This is a genomic window from Pseudomonas sp. MWU16-30323, assembly GCF_020515595.1.
Lineage (GTDB): Bacteria > Pseudomonadota > Gammaproteobacteria > Pseudomonadales > Pseudomonadaceae > Aquipseudomonas > Aquipseudomonas yamanorum.
Genome location: NZ_JAIWYM010000031.1, coordinates 49,951 through 64,949, shown reverse-complemented (window position 1 = coordinate 64,949; position 14,999 = coordinate 49,951). Strand labels below are relative to the sequence as shown.

General features: G+C 61.8%; 18 protein-coding genes. 10 read left to right on the top strand and 8 right to left on the bottom strand.

What is annotated here, in order from left to right; genetic code table 11:
- Positions 1-155: 155 nt before the first annotated feature.
- From LIY45_RS25750 to LIY45_RS25740, 3 genes are all read left to right on the top strand, one after another.
- Positions 156-1,145 carry a 2-hydroxyacid dehydrogenase gene (locus LIY45_RS25750; RefSeq protein ID WP_226478034.1) on the top strand — a complete coding sequence of 330 codons (990 nt, stop codon included), beginning with the start codon at positions 156-158 and terminating at the stop codon, positions 1,143-1,145.
- Between the two features lie 71 nt (positions 1,146-1,216).
- Positions 1,217-1,657 (top strand): hypothetical protein, encoded by a 441-nt coding sequence (locus LIY45_RS25745; RefSeq protein ID WP_004371378.1) that lies wholly within the window; start codon positions 1,217-1,219, stop codon positions 1,655-1,657.
- Positions 1,654-2,058 (top strand): META domain-containing protein, encoded by a 405-nt coding sequence (locus LIY45_RS25740; RefSeq protein ID WP_004371380.1) that lies wholly within the window; start codon positions 1,654-1,656, stop codon positions 2,056-2,058. Before LIY45_RS25745 ends, LIY45_RS25740 begins: the two co-directional genes overlap by 4 nt.
- A gap of 117 nt (positions 2,059-2,175) precedes the next feature.
- Here LIY45_RS25740 and LIY45_RS25735 read toward each other — a convergent pair whose 3' ends face one another.
- A complete protein-coding gene (locus LIY45_RS25735) occupies positions 2,176-2,637 on the bottom strand; it encodes a TlpA disulfide reductase family protein (protein WP_004371382.1) in 462 nt (153 codons plus the stop codon).
- 115 nt (positions 2,638-2,752) lie between these two features.
- On the opposite strand from LIY45_RS25735, the gene arsC reads away from it, so the two are divergent.
- From arsC to LIY45_RS25720, 3 genes are read left to right on the top strand one after another with little or no spacing between them, the layout of a single operon-like run.
- Positions 2,753-3,106: an arsenate reductase (glutaredoxin) gene (gene arsC / locus LIY45_RS25730; protein ID WP_226478033.1), complete on the top strand. Its 354-nt coding sequence runs from the start codon at positions 2,753-2,755 to the stop codon at positions 3,104-3,106.
- Positions 3,103-3,717: an NAD(P)H:quinone oxidoreductase gene (gene wrbA / locus LIY45_RS25725; RefSeq protein WP_017475837.1), complete on the top strand. Its 615-nt coding sequence runs from the start codon at positions 3,103-3,105 to the stop codon at positions 3,715-3,717. Before arsC ends, wrbA begins: the two co-directional genes overlap by 4 nt.
- A complete protein-coding gene (locus tag LIY45_RS25720) occupies positions 3,701-4,120 on the top strand; it encodes a DUF2069 domain-containing protein (RefSeq protein ID WP_063027902.1) in 420 nt (139 codons plus the stop codon). The genes wrbA and LIY45_RS25720 overlap by 17 nt, the downstream gene beginning before the upstream one ends.
- 228 nt (positions 4,121-4,348) lie before the next feature.
- On the opposite strand, the gene LIY45_RS25715 is transcribed toward LIY45_RS25720, so the two are convergent.
- Together LIY45_RS25715 and ttcA are read right to left on the bottom strand one after the other, a co-directional pair.
- The gene (locus LIY45_RS25715; RefSeq protein WP_226478032.1) at positions 4,349-5,020 is read right to left on the bottom strand and encodes a DNA-3-methyladenine glycosylase I; all 672 of its coding nucleotides are present in this window, start codon (positions 5,018-5,020) and stop codon (positions 4,349-4,351) included.
- Positions 5,021-5,087: 67 nt separating this feature from the next.
- Positions 5,088-5,912: a tRNA 2-thiocytidine(32) synthetase TtcA gene (ttcA, locus tag LIY45_RS25710; protein WP_093207230.1), complete on the bottom strand. Its 825-nt coding sequence runs from the start codon at positions 5,910-5,912 to the stop codon at positions 5,088-5,090.
- Positions 5,913-6,274: 362 nt separating this feature from the next.
- On the opposite strand from ttcA, the gene LIY45_RS25705 reads away from it, so the two are divergent.
- Both LIY45_RS25705 and LIY45_RS25700 read left to right on the top strand, forming a co-directional pair.
- A complete protein-coding gene (locus LIY45_RS25705) occupies positions 6,275-6,877 on the top strand; it encodes a Yip1 family protein (protein ID WP_017475841.1) in 603 nt (200 codons plus the stop codon).
- A gap of 128 nt (positions 6,878-7,005) precedes the next feature.
- Positions 7,006-7,500: a SprT family zinc-dependent metalloprotease gene (locus LIY45_RS25700; protein WP_026077778.1), complete on the top strand. Its 495-nt coding sequence runs from the start codon at positions 7,006-7,008 to the stop codon at positions 7,498-7,500.
- An 88-nt stretch (positions 7,501-7,588) separates the two neighbouring features.
- Here the strand turns inward: LIY45_RS25700 and LIY45_RS25695 are convergent, their stop codons facing one another.
- On the bottom strand, positions 7,589-8,770 hold the full coding sequence (locus LIY45_RS25695; RefSeq protein WP_226478031.1) for a CaiB/BaiF CoA-transferase family protein: 1,182 nt from the start codon (positions 8,768-8,770) through the stop codon (positions 7,589-7,591).
- A gap of 149 nt (positions 8,771-8,919) precedes the next feature.
- On the bottom strand, positions 8,920-10,254 hold the full coding sequence (locus LIY45_RS25690; RefSeq protein WP_226478030.1) for a dicarboxylate/amino acid:cation symporter: 1,335 nt from the start codon (positions 10,252-10,254) through the stop codon (positions 8,920-8,922).
- Positions 10,255-10,593: 339 nt separating this feature from the next.
- On the opposite strand from LIY45_RS25690, the gene LIY45_RS25685 reads away from it, so the two are divergent.
- Positions 10,594-11,592 (top strand): AraC family transcriptional regulator, encoded by a 999-nt coding sequence (locus tag LIY45_RS25685; protein ID WP_226478029.1) that lies wholly within the window; start codon positions 10,594-10,596, stop codon positions 11,590-11,592.
- Between the two features lie 129 nt (positions 11,593-11,721).
- On the opposite strand, the gene LIY45_RS25680 is transcribed toward LIY45_RS25685, so the two are convergent.
- From LIY45_RS25680 to LIY45_RS25670, 3 genes are read right to left on the bottom strand one after another with little or no spacing between them, the layout of a single operon-like run.
- Positions 11,722-13,068 carry an ATP-binding protein gene (locus LIY45_RS25680; RefSeq protein WP_226478028.1) on the bottom strand — a complete coding sequence of 449 codons (1,347 nt, stop codon included), beginning with the start codon at positions 13,066-13,068 and terminating at the stop codon, positions 11,722-11,724.
- The gene (locus tag LIY45_RS25675; RefSeq protein WP_003214228.1) at positions 13,065-13,742 is read right to left on the bottom strand and encodes a response regulator transcription factor; all 678 of its coding nucleotides are present in this window, start codon (positions 13,740-13,742) and stop codon (positions 13,065-13,067) included. The genes LIY45_RS25680 and LIY45_RS25675 overlap by 4 nt, the downstream gene beginning before the upstream one ends.
- An 18-nt stretch (positions 13,743-13,760) precedes the next feature.
- On the bottom strand, positions 13,761-14,069 hold the full coding sequence (locus tag LIY45_RS25670; protein WP_017475848.1) for a hypothetical protein: 309 nt from the start codon (positions 14,067-14,069) through the stop codon (positions 13,761-13,763).
- Between the two features lie 179 nt (positions 14,070-14,248).
- On the opposite strand from LIY45_RS25670, the gene LIY45_RS25665 reads away from it, so the two are divergent.
- Positions 14,249-14,965, top strand: coding sequence for a 4'-phosphopantetheinyl transferase superfamily protein (locus tag LIY45_RS25665; RefSeq protein ID WP_226478027.1), 717 nt, complete (start codon positions 14,249-14,251; stop codon positions 14,963-14,965).
- The last annotated feature ends 34 nt before the right edge of the window (positions 14,966-14,999 follow it).

The window sequence follows — 14,999 nt, the reverse complement described above, 5'->3', positions numbered from 1 at the left end:
TCCCTCGCCACAGCAAGCTCCCTTACCACAGCAAGCTCCCTCGCCACAGCAAACTCCCTCGCCACAGCAAGCTCCCTCACCACAGCAAGCTCCTTGGCCACAAACAAGCCCCCTCGCCCCAAAATCAGCTTTCCATCATCAAGAAGGAATATTTGATGCGCATCATCCTCTTCAGCAGCCAGACCTACGACCGCGACAGCTTTCTCGCCCAACCGCTGCCCGACGGCATGCAGCTGCAATTCCAGCCGGCCCGGCTGAACCTCGACACCGTGGCCCTGGCCGAACACCACGAAGTGGTCTGCGCCTTTATCAACGATGACCTCAGCGCCCCGGTGCTGGAGCAGTTGGCCAACGGCGGCACCCGCCTGATCGCCCTGCGCTCGGCCGGTTACAACCATGTCGACCTGCCCGCCGCCAAGCGCCTGGGCCTGACTATCGTGCGGGTGCCGGCCTATTCGCCCCATGCGGTGGCCGAACATGCCGTCGCGCTGATCCTGGCCCTCAATCGCCGCCTGCACCGCGCCTACAACCGTACCCGCGACGGTGATTTCAGCCTGCATGGCCTGACCGGTTTCGACCTGGTGGGCAAGACTGTCGGCGTGGTCGGCACCGGGCAGATCGGCGCCACGTTCGCCAAGATCATGGCCGGGTTCGGCTGCCAGTTGCTGGCCTACGATCCTTACCCCAACCCGCAGGTCGAGGCCCTGGGTGCCCGGTATGTGAGCCTGCCGCAGTTGCTCGGCGAATCGCAGATCATCAGCCTGCATTGCCCGCTGACATCGGACAGCAAACACCTGATCAACGCCCAAAGCCTCGCTCATATGCAGCCCGGCGCGATGCTGATCAATACCGGGCGCGGCGGCCTGGTGGACACCCCGGCGCTGATCGACGCGCTCAAGGACGGCCAGCTCGGCTATCTGGGGCTGGACGTGTATGAAGAAGAGGCCCAGCTGTTTTTCGAAGACCGCTCGGATTTGCCCCTGCAAGACGACGTATTGGCGCGCCTGCTGACCTTCCCCAACGTGATCATCACCGCCCACCAGGCCTTCCTGACCCGCGAGGCCTTGGGGGCGATTGCCGGCACGACCCTGGCCAACATCGCGGCGTGGGCTGGCGGGCAGGCGCAAAACCTCGTCGAAGGATGATCAGCGGTCACATAGCCGCGCCATGATGGGTGGCGGCCCGTGATAGGATGCCGCGCCTATTTGGAGGATCCATGGCCGAACACGATTTCCGCTTCAGCTTGCTGAGCCCGCAACACACCCTGATCGAATGCCGCGCCCTGGTGCCGGGCCGTTATCAAGTCACCGGCAACGGTGGCTCGATCAAGAACGGCGACGTTCTGATCGTCACCCTGCGCGGCAGTAAAACCCTGTCGATGCGCCTGACCGTCGAAGGCGATGCGCGCTACTCCATCCGCCCGGCGGGCCAGTGGGTCGCCATGGCCCAGGGGCCGAAGTTCGGCGAGTTGGAGATTCACACCTGGAAGGTCAACTGCGACAGCTGCGACAACGTGCTGGAGTTTGAATTCGCGGTGGAAACCAAGCTGACCAAGGAACCGCTGCAACCGGCCGCTACCGCGCGGGTCACCGAGTTGGGCTGGGCCACCCTGGGTGACAAGCACCGTTGCCCGAAATGCCAGCAGGCCGCGCAATGAAAGCCCTGCTGATGCTGGCCGTGCTGGGTGCAGGCCTTGCGGGCTGCGCCAGCGACGAGGTCAAGCTCAAGCAGGATCACAGCTACGTGGTTGAATGGATCGGTGAGCGGCCGCTGATGGATTACGCCCACCTGACCGTCACCCTCGGCGCCGATGGCCGGGCCTACGGCAATGGCGGCTGCAACCATTGGTTCGCACCCTACACCCTGGACGGCGACAAACTGAGCTTCGGCAAGGTCGGCAGCACCCGCAAACTCTGCGCCGAAGCGCTGATGGAGCAGGAACACCGCTTCTTCCAGGCCCTGCAAGGCGTGCAGCGCTGGGACATCTCGCCAATCGAACAGACCCGTTTCTGGCCGGCTGACGGCAAGCCGTTGCGGTTGTGGCTGGAAGAAGGCTGATCTGTAAGGCGCAGCAGGTCTAAATGTGGGAGCGGGCTTGCTCGCGAAAGCGGTGGATCAGTCGATGTATCTGATGACTGTCACACCGCATTCGCGAGCAAGCCCGCTCCCACATTTTTAACCGCGCAACGCTTTGAGCTTTGCCAACACCCCTTCCGCCGTCTGCTCACCCATCAGTTGCTCGCGCACCTTGCCCTTGTCATCAATGATGTAGGTCACCGGCAGGGCTTCACTGCGGGGAATGTCGAAGATCCCGTCCGGGTTCTGTGCCAATACGGTGAACTTGATGCCCAATTTCTCACTGGCGCTCTTGAGTTCTTCACCCTGGACGTTGTCGAAGTTCACGCCAAACACCCCCACCGACTGGCCCTTGAGCTGTTCGGCCAACGCGTTGAGTTCAGGAATTTCGGTACGGCACGGGCCACACCACTCGGCCCAGTAGTTAACCACCAGCCATTGCTTGTCCAGGCGTTCGGCGGCCACTTTCTGACCGTATTGGTCAACGCCATAATCATTGCCACAGCCACTGAGCAGCAGTGTGCCGATGATTGCCAATGCGCCTAACAGTCGCCTCGTCATGGGGTAATCCTTCGTAAAAATGAACATTGGCTGCGGCCTATCGCCTCTCATGGTTTAAGGACGCGGCGCAGCGCGGGTAGAATACCCGCCACCTTACGCAAGATGCGACCCGCACATGACCGATCTGACGCTTTATCACAACCCGCGCTGCTCGAAATCCCGCGGTGCGCTCCAATTGCTGGAGGCCCGAGGCCTGACACCTACCGTGGTGAGCTACCTGGAAACCCCGCTCAACGCCGTGCAATTGCAGGCCTTGCTGGGCAAGCTGAAGCTCAGCGCGCGGCAACTGCTGCGTACTGGCGAAGACGAATACAAAACCCTCAACCTGGCCGACACCCGCCTCAGCGAAGCGCAACTGATTGCCGCCATCGCCGCTCATCCGAAACTGATGGAACGGCCGATCCTCGAAACCGCCGACAAAGCCGTGATTGGCCGCCCGCCAGAGAACATCCTGGAGCTGCTTTCGTGAGTGCGCCGTATGTGCTGGTGTTGTATTACAGCCGCAACGGCTCGGTCAGCGAAATGGCCCGGCAGATTGCCCGGGGCGTCGAGCAAGCCGGGCTTGAGGCGCGGTTGCGCACCGTGCCGGCCATCTCCAGCGAATGCGAAGCCGTGGCGCCGGACATTCCGGTGGACGGCCCGCTGTACTGCAGCCTTGACGACCTGAAGAACTGCGCCGGCCTGGCGCTGGGCAGCCCGACCCGTTTCGGCAACATGGCCGCGCCGCTCAAGTACTTTCTCGACGGCACCAGCAACCTGTGGCTGACCGGCGCCCTGGTCGGCAAGCCGGCGGGTGTCTTCACCTCTACCGCCAGCCTGCACGGCGGCCAGGAAACCACGCTGATGTCGATGCTGCTGCCGCTGCTGCACCACGGCATGCTGATCACCGGCCTGCCCTACAGCGAACAGGCGTTGCTGGACACCAAAGGCGGCGGTACGCCCTACGGCGCCAGCCACCACTCCGGTGCCGACGGCAAGCGTGCGCTGGATCAGCACGAGATCGCCCTGTGCCGCGCCCTCGGCCTGCGCCTGGCGAAGACCGCCGCGCTACTGGAGAACGGCCGTGGCCAGGAAGCCTAAGGTACTGCCGCCCCAGGCGTGGCTCGAGCCACGGGTCAAGGCGGCGCGGGTGTTGAGCCTGCTGGCGTTTTTGGGTTTGGTGGGGTTGCTGTGTGCCTACTACCTGGTATTCGCCGACCTGCACGGCGCACGACCGTGGGTGATTCTGCTGATCGAGTTGGTGCCGCTGCTGTTACTGGCGCCGGGGATGATCCTGGGCAGCGCGCGCGGGCATTCGTGGATGTGCTTTGTGGTGAACTTGTACTTCATCAAGGGTGCGCTGGCGGCGTACGACCCGAACCGGCAGTGGTTTGGTGTGCTGGAGATGCTGGCGAGCCTGGCGGTGTTCTGCACGGCGTTGATGTATGTGCGTTACCGGCATCAACTGAATCGGCGGTTGGCGGGGGAAGGTTTGCCTGCCTGAATACACTTTTCAGGCAAAGCCGCAATCAATGTGGCTGGGAAGCTTGTTGTGAACAGGGAGCTTGCTGTGGCGAGGGAGCTTGCTCCCGCTGGGCTGCGCAGCGGCCCCAAAATCCTGGGAGCGCTACGCACTCCAGCGGGAGCAAGCTCCCTCGCCACAAAGGGCTCCCTCCCAACAAAAGGCTTCCTCGCCACAGCAAGCTCCCTCGCCACAGGATATTAGTCGGGCTTAGTGGTTGACGGTGTAAGCCAACATCATCGACAACTGGCACATCGGCCGCCCGCTCTCGGCATGCCACTGGTTGAACGCGCCTTGCACCGTGGCCAGGTCCCGCAGGCTGGTGGGGGCCTTGTCGACAATCTTCTGCGCATTCAGCGCCGCCACCACGTCATAGCTCGGCACGAACGTGTCCTTGCCCACCATCCGCAAAAAGCGCGGCGCCGACAGCCCGCCCAACTGGTGGCCGTGCTTGCTCAGGTACTTCCACAGGCCGACGATATCGGTCACCGGCCAGTCAGCGATCAACGCGCCGAAACTGCCCTTTTCCTTCTCGACATCCAGAATCATCTGCGCATTGCGCGGCACGCTCTTGAGCTTGCCCAAATGGCGGATGATGCGCGTGTCCTGCATTAGCCGCTCCAGGTGTTCGGCCCCCATCAGCACGACTTTTTCCGGGTCAAACCCAAAGAACACCTGCTCGAATACCGGCCACTTGGCGTCGACCACGCTGTGCTTCAAGCCGGCGCGAAACACCCGCAGCGACAGGGTCGACAAGTAGCGGTCATCGCTGATCTTGCGCAGTTTCGCCGGGGTCAGGGGCACAGGCAGATGGGCTTCCAGCTCGGCCGCCGAACCAAACCGGTTCAGACAATATTCGTGCAGCCACTTGTAATCGCGCATGCCCTCTCCTAAAGATTGAAATGAAAACGGCGCCCAGGAGCGCCGTCTGTCAGAGCGGTGAAACGGCTCAGAGGTTCACTACGTTGACGAAGCGCGACGCCGCACTTTCGTCGATACGCAGGCTGGTGAAGTCGAACAGGTTACGGTCGGCCAACTGCGACGGCTGCACGTTCTGCAGACTGCGGAAGATGCTGTCGACGCGGCCCGGGGTCTTGCGGTCCCAGTCCTGGAGCATGTCCTTGACCACTTGGCGCTGCAGGTTTTCCTGGGAGCCGCAGAGGTTGCACGGGATGATCGGAAATTGCTTGAGGTCGGAGTACGCCTGGATGTCCTTCTCATGGCAGTACGCCAGCGGGCGAATCACCACGTTGCGCCCGTCGTCGGCCCGCAGCTTGGGCGGCATGGCCTTGAGGCTGCCGTTGAAGAACATGTTGAGGAAGAAGGTTTCGACGATGTCGTCGCGGTGGTGACCCAGGGCCATCTTGGTCGCGCCGATCTCGTCGGCAAAGGTGTAGAGCGTGCCACGGCGCAGGCGCGAACACAGCGAACAGGTGGTCTTGCCTTCCGGGACCAGTTCCTTGACCACCGAGTAGGTGTCTTTCTCGACGATGTGGTACTCGATCCCCAACGCCTTGAGGTAGGCCGGCAGCACATGCTCGGGAAAGCCCGGCTGCTTCTGGTCCATGTTCACGGCGACGATCTCAAACTTGATCGGCGCGACCTTTTGCAGGTGCATCAGCACGTCGAGCATGGTGTAGCTGTCTTTGCCGCCAGACAGGCAGACCATGACCTTGTCGCCCTCTTCGATCATGTTGAAATCGGCGACTGCCTCACCGGCCTGGCGACGCAGGCGTTTTTGCAGCTTGTTCTGGTTGACCGTAAGAGTGCCCATGGCGCTTGGATCCGCGAAAGGTGTGTGACGAAAAGCCGGGTATTTTAGCGGGATGGACGACCGAGTTCCAATGTGGGAGCGGGCTTGCTCGCGAATGCGGCGTGTCATTCGCCAGCTGTTTAGCTGACCCACCGCATTCGCGGGCAAGCCCGCTCCCACAGTTGACTGCATTCCAATCAACAGACCCCGCCGCGATTAAGCCCAATGTTTACAGCGCAATTTGCTCTAAAGCCCCACACTTTTTCCGGTCATGACTTCCTATACTGCGACATAAGGTCGCACACATATCCAGACCTTTCAGGCCAATTGGCCCGTGGGCGCTCCACTGGGGGGCGATGGTAATAACGACAGGAGTGACTGGCATGATCCATCACGTCGTGGGACTTTTCACCCACCCCGATCAGGAATGGCGGGAAATTCGTGGCGATAAAGAAGAAAGCATCGGCCACATGTACCTCACCCACACGCTGATTCTCGCGGCGATCCCCGCGGTATCAGCCTTTATCGGTACCACTCAGGTCGGTTGGGTCATCGGCAGCCGCGCGCCGGTGATGCTGACGGTGGAAAGCGCGTTGTGGATGACCGTCATGTCCTACGCGGCGATGCTTGGCGGCGTGGCGGTGATGGGCGCGTTCATCCACTGGATGGCGCGCACCTATGACGCCAACCCCAGCATGGCGCGTTGCGTGGCGTTTGCCACCTATACCGCGACACCGCTGTTTGTCGGCGGGCTGGCGGCGCTGTACCCACACATGTGGTTGGGCATGGTCGTCGGCACGGCCGCCATTTGCTACACGGTGTACCTGCTGTACGTAGGGCTGCCGACCTTCATGAACATCCACCCGGACGAGGGCTTCCTGTTTTCGAGCTCGGTACTGGCGGTAGGCCTGGTGGTACTGGTGGCGATCATGGCCTTCACCGTGATTGTCTGGGGGCTGGGCGTAGGCCCGATCTACACCAACTGACGCGGTTTACCCGCAGGAAAAGCCACCGCAAGGTGGCTTTGTGCGTTATGCATGACCATTCGGCGCCTGACAGATTCGGATACACCCTTGTTTGCGGCATACTGGACGTCTCTGGAGATATGTACAGCATGCCCGAGCAACTCAATACCCGCGTCGAAGATTGTTTCCTGCAAGCCGAATCCTTTTTCAAACGAAGCTTCAAACGCCCCCAGGTCAGCCTCAAGCTGCGGGGCCAGAAGGCCGGTGTCGCGCATTTGCACGAGAACCTGCTGCGCTTCAACCCGCAGTTGTACCGTGAAAACAGCCAACACTTCCTTAAACAGACGGTCGCCCATGAAGTGGCGCACCTGATTGCCCACCAATTGTTTGGCGAGCGCATCCAGCCCCATGGCGAAGAATGGCAATTGATCATGCGTGGGGTTTACGAACTGCCGCCGGATCGCTGCCACACCTATGAAATCCAGCGGCGGCGCGTGACGCGGTATATCTACCGCTGCCCGTGTGCCGACAGTGACTTCCCGTTTTCGCCACAGCGTCACGGGCTGGTGAGCCAGGGGCGGCGGTATTTGTGTCGCCGGTGCCGGCAGACCCTGGTATTTACCGGGGAAACCCGGGTGGAGTGAGGGCCTCATCGCAGGCAAGCCAGCTCCCACAGTTGAAATGCATTCCCCTGTGGGAGCTGGCTTGCCTGCGATAGCGTCAGCCCAAGCGCTACTGAACTACCTTGGCACACCGCAGATCATCTATCTGCTGAGCACTGAAGCCCAACTCCGCCAACACCTCATCGCTGTGAGCGCCCAACGCCACTCCGATATGCCTGGCCGCCGGCAAGCCCTCGGAAAACTTCAGCGGGCAGGCGATTTGCGCCTGGCTGGATCCATCGCCCCGCGGCACCTGGCTGACCAGTTCCCGGGCTTTCAACTGCGGGTGCTCAACGGCCTCGCTCAGATTCAGGACCGGCTCGACACACGCATCAATCGCGTCAAACAGCTCACACAGCTCATCAAAGCTGCGTTTCTCGAACTCAACCTGCAACGCCAGCTTGAGGGCTTTCTGCTGCTCGGGTTTGGGCGACAAGCCTTGCGCCGCCAACTCAGGGCGCCCAAGGGCCTTACACAGTTGCTGCATGAACGCCGGCTCCAGGCTGCCCACCGACAACCAACGCCCTTCCCGCGAGCGGTAATAGTCATAGAAACTGCCCCCATTAAGCACCTGGTTCTCCCACGCCGGCTCCACGCCGCACGCCAGGTAACCCGCGCCGGCCATGGCATTCAGGCTGAAAGCGCAGTCGGTCATGCTCACGTCCAGGTATTGCCCCACCCCGCTGTGCTGCCGGGCAATCACCGCCGCCAGCAAGCCGATCACCGCATGCAACGAGCCGCCGCCCACGTCCGCCAACTGCACTCCCAAGGGCAATGGCCCGCTGTCCTGGCGCCCGGTGTAACTGGCGACACCCGCCAGGGCCAGGTAGTTGATGTCATGGCCGGCTCGGTGCTTGTAGGGGCCGGTCTGGCCGTAGCCGGTGATGGAGACGTAGATCAGCTTCGGATTGATCGCCTTCAACGCCTCGTAACCCAGGCCGAGTCGCTCCATCACCCCAGGGCGGAACTGCTCGAGGACGATGTCATGGTCCACCACCAACTGCCGCACGATCTCCACCGCCTCGGCCTGCTTGAGGTCCAGGGCCAGGCTGCGTTTGTTGCGGTTCAGATAGGCATGGCTGGCCGACACGCCCTGGTCATGGGGCGGCAGTACCCGCAGCAGGTCCATGCGCGTGGGAGATTCGATGCGCAACACCTCGGCGCCCATGTCGGCCAGCAGCAACGAGGCGAACGGCCCCGGCAGCAAGGTGGAAAAATCCAGTACTTTGAGGGACGCCAAGGGACCTGACATGGGGACTCCGATTCCGATTCGATTGGCCACAGAGTAGGCAAACCTGGCGGTCAGCAGCAATCACATAAACCATCATCCGGAGTGACTGAAGTTTCCCGCGGGCATAAAAAAACCCATCCGAAGATGGGTTTTTCACACAGGGTGCAGCCTTACTTGACGGCGGTTGGAGCCGGGCCTTCGGCCACGCCCAGGTCGTCTTCTTCACGGGTCTCGGAGATACCGCGACCACCGGAAGCCAGTTCGACTTGCAGCTTGTCTTCGTCCAGTTCCTTGACCCACTTGGCCACAACCAGGGTAGCAACAGCGTTGCCTACCAGGTTGGTCAGTGCGCGGGCTTCGGACATGAAGCGGTCGATACCCAGGATCAGCGCCAGGCCGGCAACCGGCAGGTGGCCAACGGCCGACAGGGTAGCAGCCAGTACGATGAAGCCACTACCGGTCACGCCAGCAGCGCCTTTGGAGGACAGCAGCAGTACCAGCAACAGGGTGATCTGGTGGGTGATGTCCATGTGGGTGTCAGTCGCCTGGGCGATGAACACGGCGGCCATGGTCAGGTAGATCGAAGTACCGTCCAGGTTGAAGGAGTAGCCAGTCGGGATAACCAGGCCGACGACCGACTTCTTGGCGCCCAGGCGTTCCATCTTGATCAGCATGCGTGGCAGTGCGGATTCGGACGAGGAAGTACCCAGTACGATCAGCAGCTCTTCACGGATGTAGCGGATCAGTTTCAGGACGCTGAAGCCGTGTGCGCGGCAGATGGCGCCCAGCACCAGGACCACGAACAGGATGCAGGTGATGTAGAAGCAGATCATCAACTGACCGAGCTGCACCAGCGAACCTACACCGTAGGCACCGATGGTGAACGCCATGGCGCCCAGGGCACCGATTGGCGCGAGCTTCATGATCATGTTGATGATGTTGAACATCACGTGGGCGAAGCGATCGATGAAGTCCAGCACCGGCTTGCCGTAGGCACCCAGGCGATGCAGGGCGAAACCGAAGATCACCGAGAACATCAGCACTTGCAGGATGTCACCAGTGGCGAACGCACCGACGATGGTGTTCGGGATCACGTTCAGCAGGAAGCCAACGATGCTCTGGTCTGCACCGGCAGTCACGTAGGCCGCGACTTTAGAGGCGTCCAGGGTAGCCACGTCGATGTGCATGCCGGCGCCCGGTTGCACAACGTTGACCACGATCAGGCCGATCAGCAGGGCGATGGTGGAGACGACTTCGAAGTACAGCAGCGCGTAGCCGCCGGTTTTGCCGACCGATTTCATGCTTTGCATGCCAGCGATACCGCTGACAACGGTGCAGAAGATGATCGGGGCGATGACCATTTTGATCAGCTTGATAAAGCCGTCACCCAGTGGCTTGAGGGCCACGCCGGTCTGCGGGTAGAAGTGACCGAGCAAAATACCGATAACGATTGCAACGATCACCTGGAAATACAGGGATTTGTACAGTGGCTGACGAGTCGTCATTGCAAAGTTCCTCAATCGTCCCGTGTGGCAAATATCCGCCATTGCCCACGACACTTGAATTGCGAACCCTCCTGCACTGGAGGGATTTGTTGTTTGAGAGCCCGCTCAAGGCCGGTCTCCCTGCGTTCTCTATCGCAAGCGTCGTGCCACTTTTACTGAAAACCGCTGAAGGCCTTTAGACATCAGCCCTTGGGGCGATTTTCATTTTAAGACAACGCCTACAGAGAGTGGCGGGTTTCCGCCTTACCTCCTTGTCTCGTCCTACAATTTGGCGGATATCCGCCTTGTTGCCCCCCCACAGGATGGCTAACATTCGCCACTCAATGGACGAGGCCCCTCATGCGTGAACGTACCATCGCCAGTCACTACGCCCGGGCCGCCCTAGGCGGTGCTCGCCGGGCCGGCTACGACTATTCGGGCCTGCTGCTGCAAGTGGGCATTACCCCGGAACTGCTGAGCGAACCCCGCGCCCGCATCGCCCCGGAGCAATTCACCCGGCTGTTGCAAATGCTGTGGCTGGCGCTGGATGACGAATACCTGGGTTTCGCCGAAGGCCCGAGCAAGCGCGGCACCTTCGCCATGATGTGCCACGCGCTGATTCACTGCCGCACCCTCGAGAAGGCTCTGGAACGCGGCTTATTATTTTATAGCCTATTCCCGCAGGGTCCGCGCTGGCGTCTGACACATGAAGGAGAAATGGCCCGCCTGAGCCTGGACGATTCGCAGCTCTGGGACCCGGATCACTTCCTCAGCGAATGCCTGCTGGTGATCTGGCATCGCCTCGGCAGTTGGCTGATTGGCCAGCGCATCCGCCTGGACCAGGCCACCTTCAGCTACCCGATGCCGGCCCATGCCGGTGAGTACGACTTGCTGTTCCCCTGCCCCCAGGTGTTCGCCGCGCCCACCAGCAGCCTGGTATTTCCCAGCCGCTACCTGAGCCTGCCGCTGTTGCAGGACGAACGCACCCTCAAGCACTTTCTCGAACGCTCACCGGCCGACCTGCTGTCACGGCCGGATGAGGGCGACAGCCTGAGCAGCCAATTGCGCCGTTTATTGAGCCGCGACCGCACGCCATGGCCCGACCTCGAAGCCGTCGCCCAGCACCTGCATATCAGCCCGCAGACCCTGCGTCGGCATTTACGGGAGGAAGGCACCAGCTTTCAGGCACTCAAGGACGAGTTGCGCCGGGACATTGCGATTTATCATTTGGGGCGGGCGGATTTGTCGTTGCAGGAAATCGCCGAGCAGTTGGGGTTTTCCGAACCATCGGCGTTTCATCGGGCGTTCAAGAAGTGGACCGGGCTGACGCCGGGGGCCTATAGAGCGCAGGAAAGCTAGGTGTGTATTGATGCGACTGGCCTCTTCGCGAGCAAGCCCGCTCCCACATTTGACCGAGTTCCACCTTGGGAATGCCATCGAATGTGGGAGCGGGCTTGCTCGCGAAGAGGCCGGCACAGCCAATAAAGATCAAACAGCCGGAAAGTGAATCTTGAACGCCGCGCCACCCAGCGGTGAATCCCCAAGGGTCAACCGTGCGCCGTAGCTTTCAATGATGTCCTTGACCACCGCCAGGCCAATGCCCTGCCCCGGATGCTGACGGTCCAGGCGTTCGCCCCGTTGCAGGATGCGCGCACGCTGGTCCGGTGGCACGCCGGGGCCGTCGTCTTCGATGCACAACTCGGTGCCCTCCAGGCTTTCCTGCAGGGTGATGCGCACTTCGCTCAGGCACAGGCGGTAGGCGTTCTCCAGCAGGTTGCCGAGCAGTTCCAGCAAGGCGCCCTTCTCGATCGGCACGTCGCATTCGTCCGGCAGTTCAAAGGCGACCCTCACGCCCTTATCGCGATAAACCTTGTCCAGCGTGTCGCACAGGCTTTGCAGCACCGGCTCCAGCCGCACCTGGTGGCGCACCAGGCCGCTTTTACGCAGGCTGGCGCGCTGCAATTGGTAGCTGATCTGCTGGCTCATGCGCTCGATCTGCGATTGCAGCACCCAGGCTTGGTCGCGATCTTCGGGGCGCTGGGCCATGTCTTCGCTCACGCCTTGCAGCACCGCCAACGGGGTTTTCAGGCTGTGGGCCAGGTCATCCAGGGAATCGCGGTAACGGGTGCGTTGCTCGCGCTCGCTGTGGAGCAGACGGTTGAGGGAGCCGGTCAGGCGCAGCAGTTCCCGGGGGTGTTGTTCACTGAGGCTTTCCCGGGTGCCACCTTCGATTTCATCCAGTTCCTGGCTCAGCCGCCGCAGCGCTTGCAGGCCCCAGGTCAGGCCCAGCCACAACAGGGTCAGCAGCACCAGCAAGGCGGCGCCGAAGCCCAGGTAGAGGTTTTCCCGCAGGCCTTCGAGGGTCAGTTGGTATTCGCGCACAGGTTGCAGGGCGACGATACTGAACGCCGCACTTTTGCCGCCCAGCAGCTTGACCTCGACGTCATAGACAAAAAATTCCTGGCCGTTGGCCTCGCGGATCCGCGCAAACTCGTTGCCGCGCCCGTCATAGCGCGGTTTGTAGTTGATGTTCTCTTCCTGGGTCGCGCGCGAACGCCAGACCAGATGGCCTTCGCGGTCATAGATGTAGCCCAGCAAACGGCTGTCGGTGAGGTTGAAGCGCTCATCCGGCAACTGCGCAGGCATCAGCAGGCGATTGTTTTCAACCCGGGCCGCCGAAATCAGCGTCGTGACATCCGACGCCAGGCGCTGCTCGATGGAGTCCTGCAGAGCCAGGCTGAAGGCGCCCTGCATGGCGGGCAACAAGGCCAGCATAAACAGCACGGCCAGGGTGGTGGCCGCGAGCATCAAACGCACACGTAACGAGCGGATCAACGGCAGCGCTCATTAAACAGGTAGCCAAGACCGCGCACGGTATCGATCGGCTTGAACCCCGCCGGACCTTCCAGTTTGCGGCGCAGGCGGCCTACCAGCACTTCGATGACGTTCGGATCGCGCTCGTCGTCATCGGGATAGAGCTGTTCCATCAGGCGGTCCTTGGCAACCACCTGCTGATGGTGACGCATGAGGTATTCGAGGATGCGGTATTCGTAGGCGGTCAGCGCCAGCGGCTGTTCGTCGAGGGACGCCTGCTTGCGATTGAGGTCCAGCAGCAAGGGCCCGGCGACGATGGTCGACTGGGTGAAACCGCTGGAGCGGCGCAGCAGTGCGTTCATCCGCGCTTCCAGCTCTTCGAACTGGAACGGCTTGACCACATAGTCGTCGGCACCCGCAGCCAGGCCTTCGACCTTGTCCTGCCAGTTGCCGCGGGCGGTCAGGATCAGGATCGGGAACGTCTTGGCCTGGGCGCGCAGTTGGCGGATCAGGTCCAGGCCGCCCATGCCGGGCAGGCCCAGGTCGATGATCGCCAGGTCGTGGTTGAATTGCCCGGTCTGGTACAGCGCCTCTTCGGCGTTGGCGACGGCCTCGACCACGTGACCGCTGTCGGTGAGGCGGGTCAACAGGTGATGACGCAGCAACGCCTCATCTTCGACAACCAGCAATTTCATAAAGCTCTCCAAGGCAAATCAACTTTCCAACTGGGGTATATCATAGCGGCCTTGCAGGTCTTGCTGGCGCAGTTTACTGCCGTTGAAGTGACCTGACAGGTTTTCATTGCCCACGCGATAGTCCGACTGCGGCGTGTGCTGGCCCAGGGACTGGCCCCACGGAGCCGCCTGTTCGCCGGCATCCTCGAAGCTCACCCGCTGGAGAAGGCTGTAGGGCTTTTTGCTCTTCTCCTTGGAGAAACCCGCGAAGCTGGCATCAGAGGCCTGGACGCCAGCAGTGGCGCTGAGCATGGTTAATGCCAACATCAGCTTCTTGATCGCAGTCATGGTCTACCTCATACGCTTTGGCTTTGGGTACGGGGCCAGACTACGCAGCCCCCGCTGAACTCCCCCTGAACACTCTCTGAACCTGGGCTGAACCGAGGCCGGCTACTGTGTAAAGAGTTATTTACGTATCCCCGCCCGCAGGCTATCCAGCGGCCCTCCAACTCGGCAAAATACCCGGCATGAATTCCCTACCCGCCTGCTGCACCCCACTTGACGCCCATTGGCCGTTGCCCGTTGCCTTGCCCGGCACCGTCTTGCTGAGCACCCGCTTTGACCCGGCCCTGCTGGCCGTCGGTGACTTCCAGCGCAGCGCCGTGCCGCCGCCCGCGAGCATCCAGCGGTCGGTGGCCAAGCGCCAGGCGGAGTTTCTGGCCGGTCGCCTGTGTGCTCGCGCGGCCTTGCAACAGCTGGATGGGCTGGATTGCGTGCCGGCGATCGGCGAGGACCGTGCGCCGATCTGGCCCGCCCATATCAGCGGCTCGATCACCCACAGCACCGGCCACGCGGCAGCCATCGTCGCCCACAAGGCACAGTGGCGTGGGCTGGGGATGGACCTGGAGAACCTGCTGACCCTGGAGCGGGCGGAACGCCTGGCCGGGGAAATCCTGACGCCGGATGAATTGCAGCGCATGGCCGCCGGCACGCGCGAACAGGTCGCGCAACTGGTGACGCTGACGTTTTCGGCCAAAGAGAGCCTGTTCAAGGCCCTCTACCCGATCGTGCAGAAGCGCTTCTATTTTGAGCATGCCGAGTTGCTGGAATGGTCGGATACCGGCCATGCGCGGCTGCGGTTGCTGACGGACTTGTCCGCCGAGTGGTGCCATGGCAAGGAGCTGGAGGCGCAGTTTGCGGTGGATGGCGGGCAGTTGTTGAGCTTGGTGGCCGTCAGCGCCTGAAGCACCGTCATCGCAGGCAAGCCAGCTCCCACCT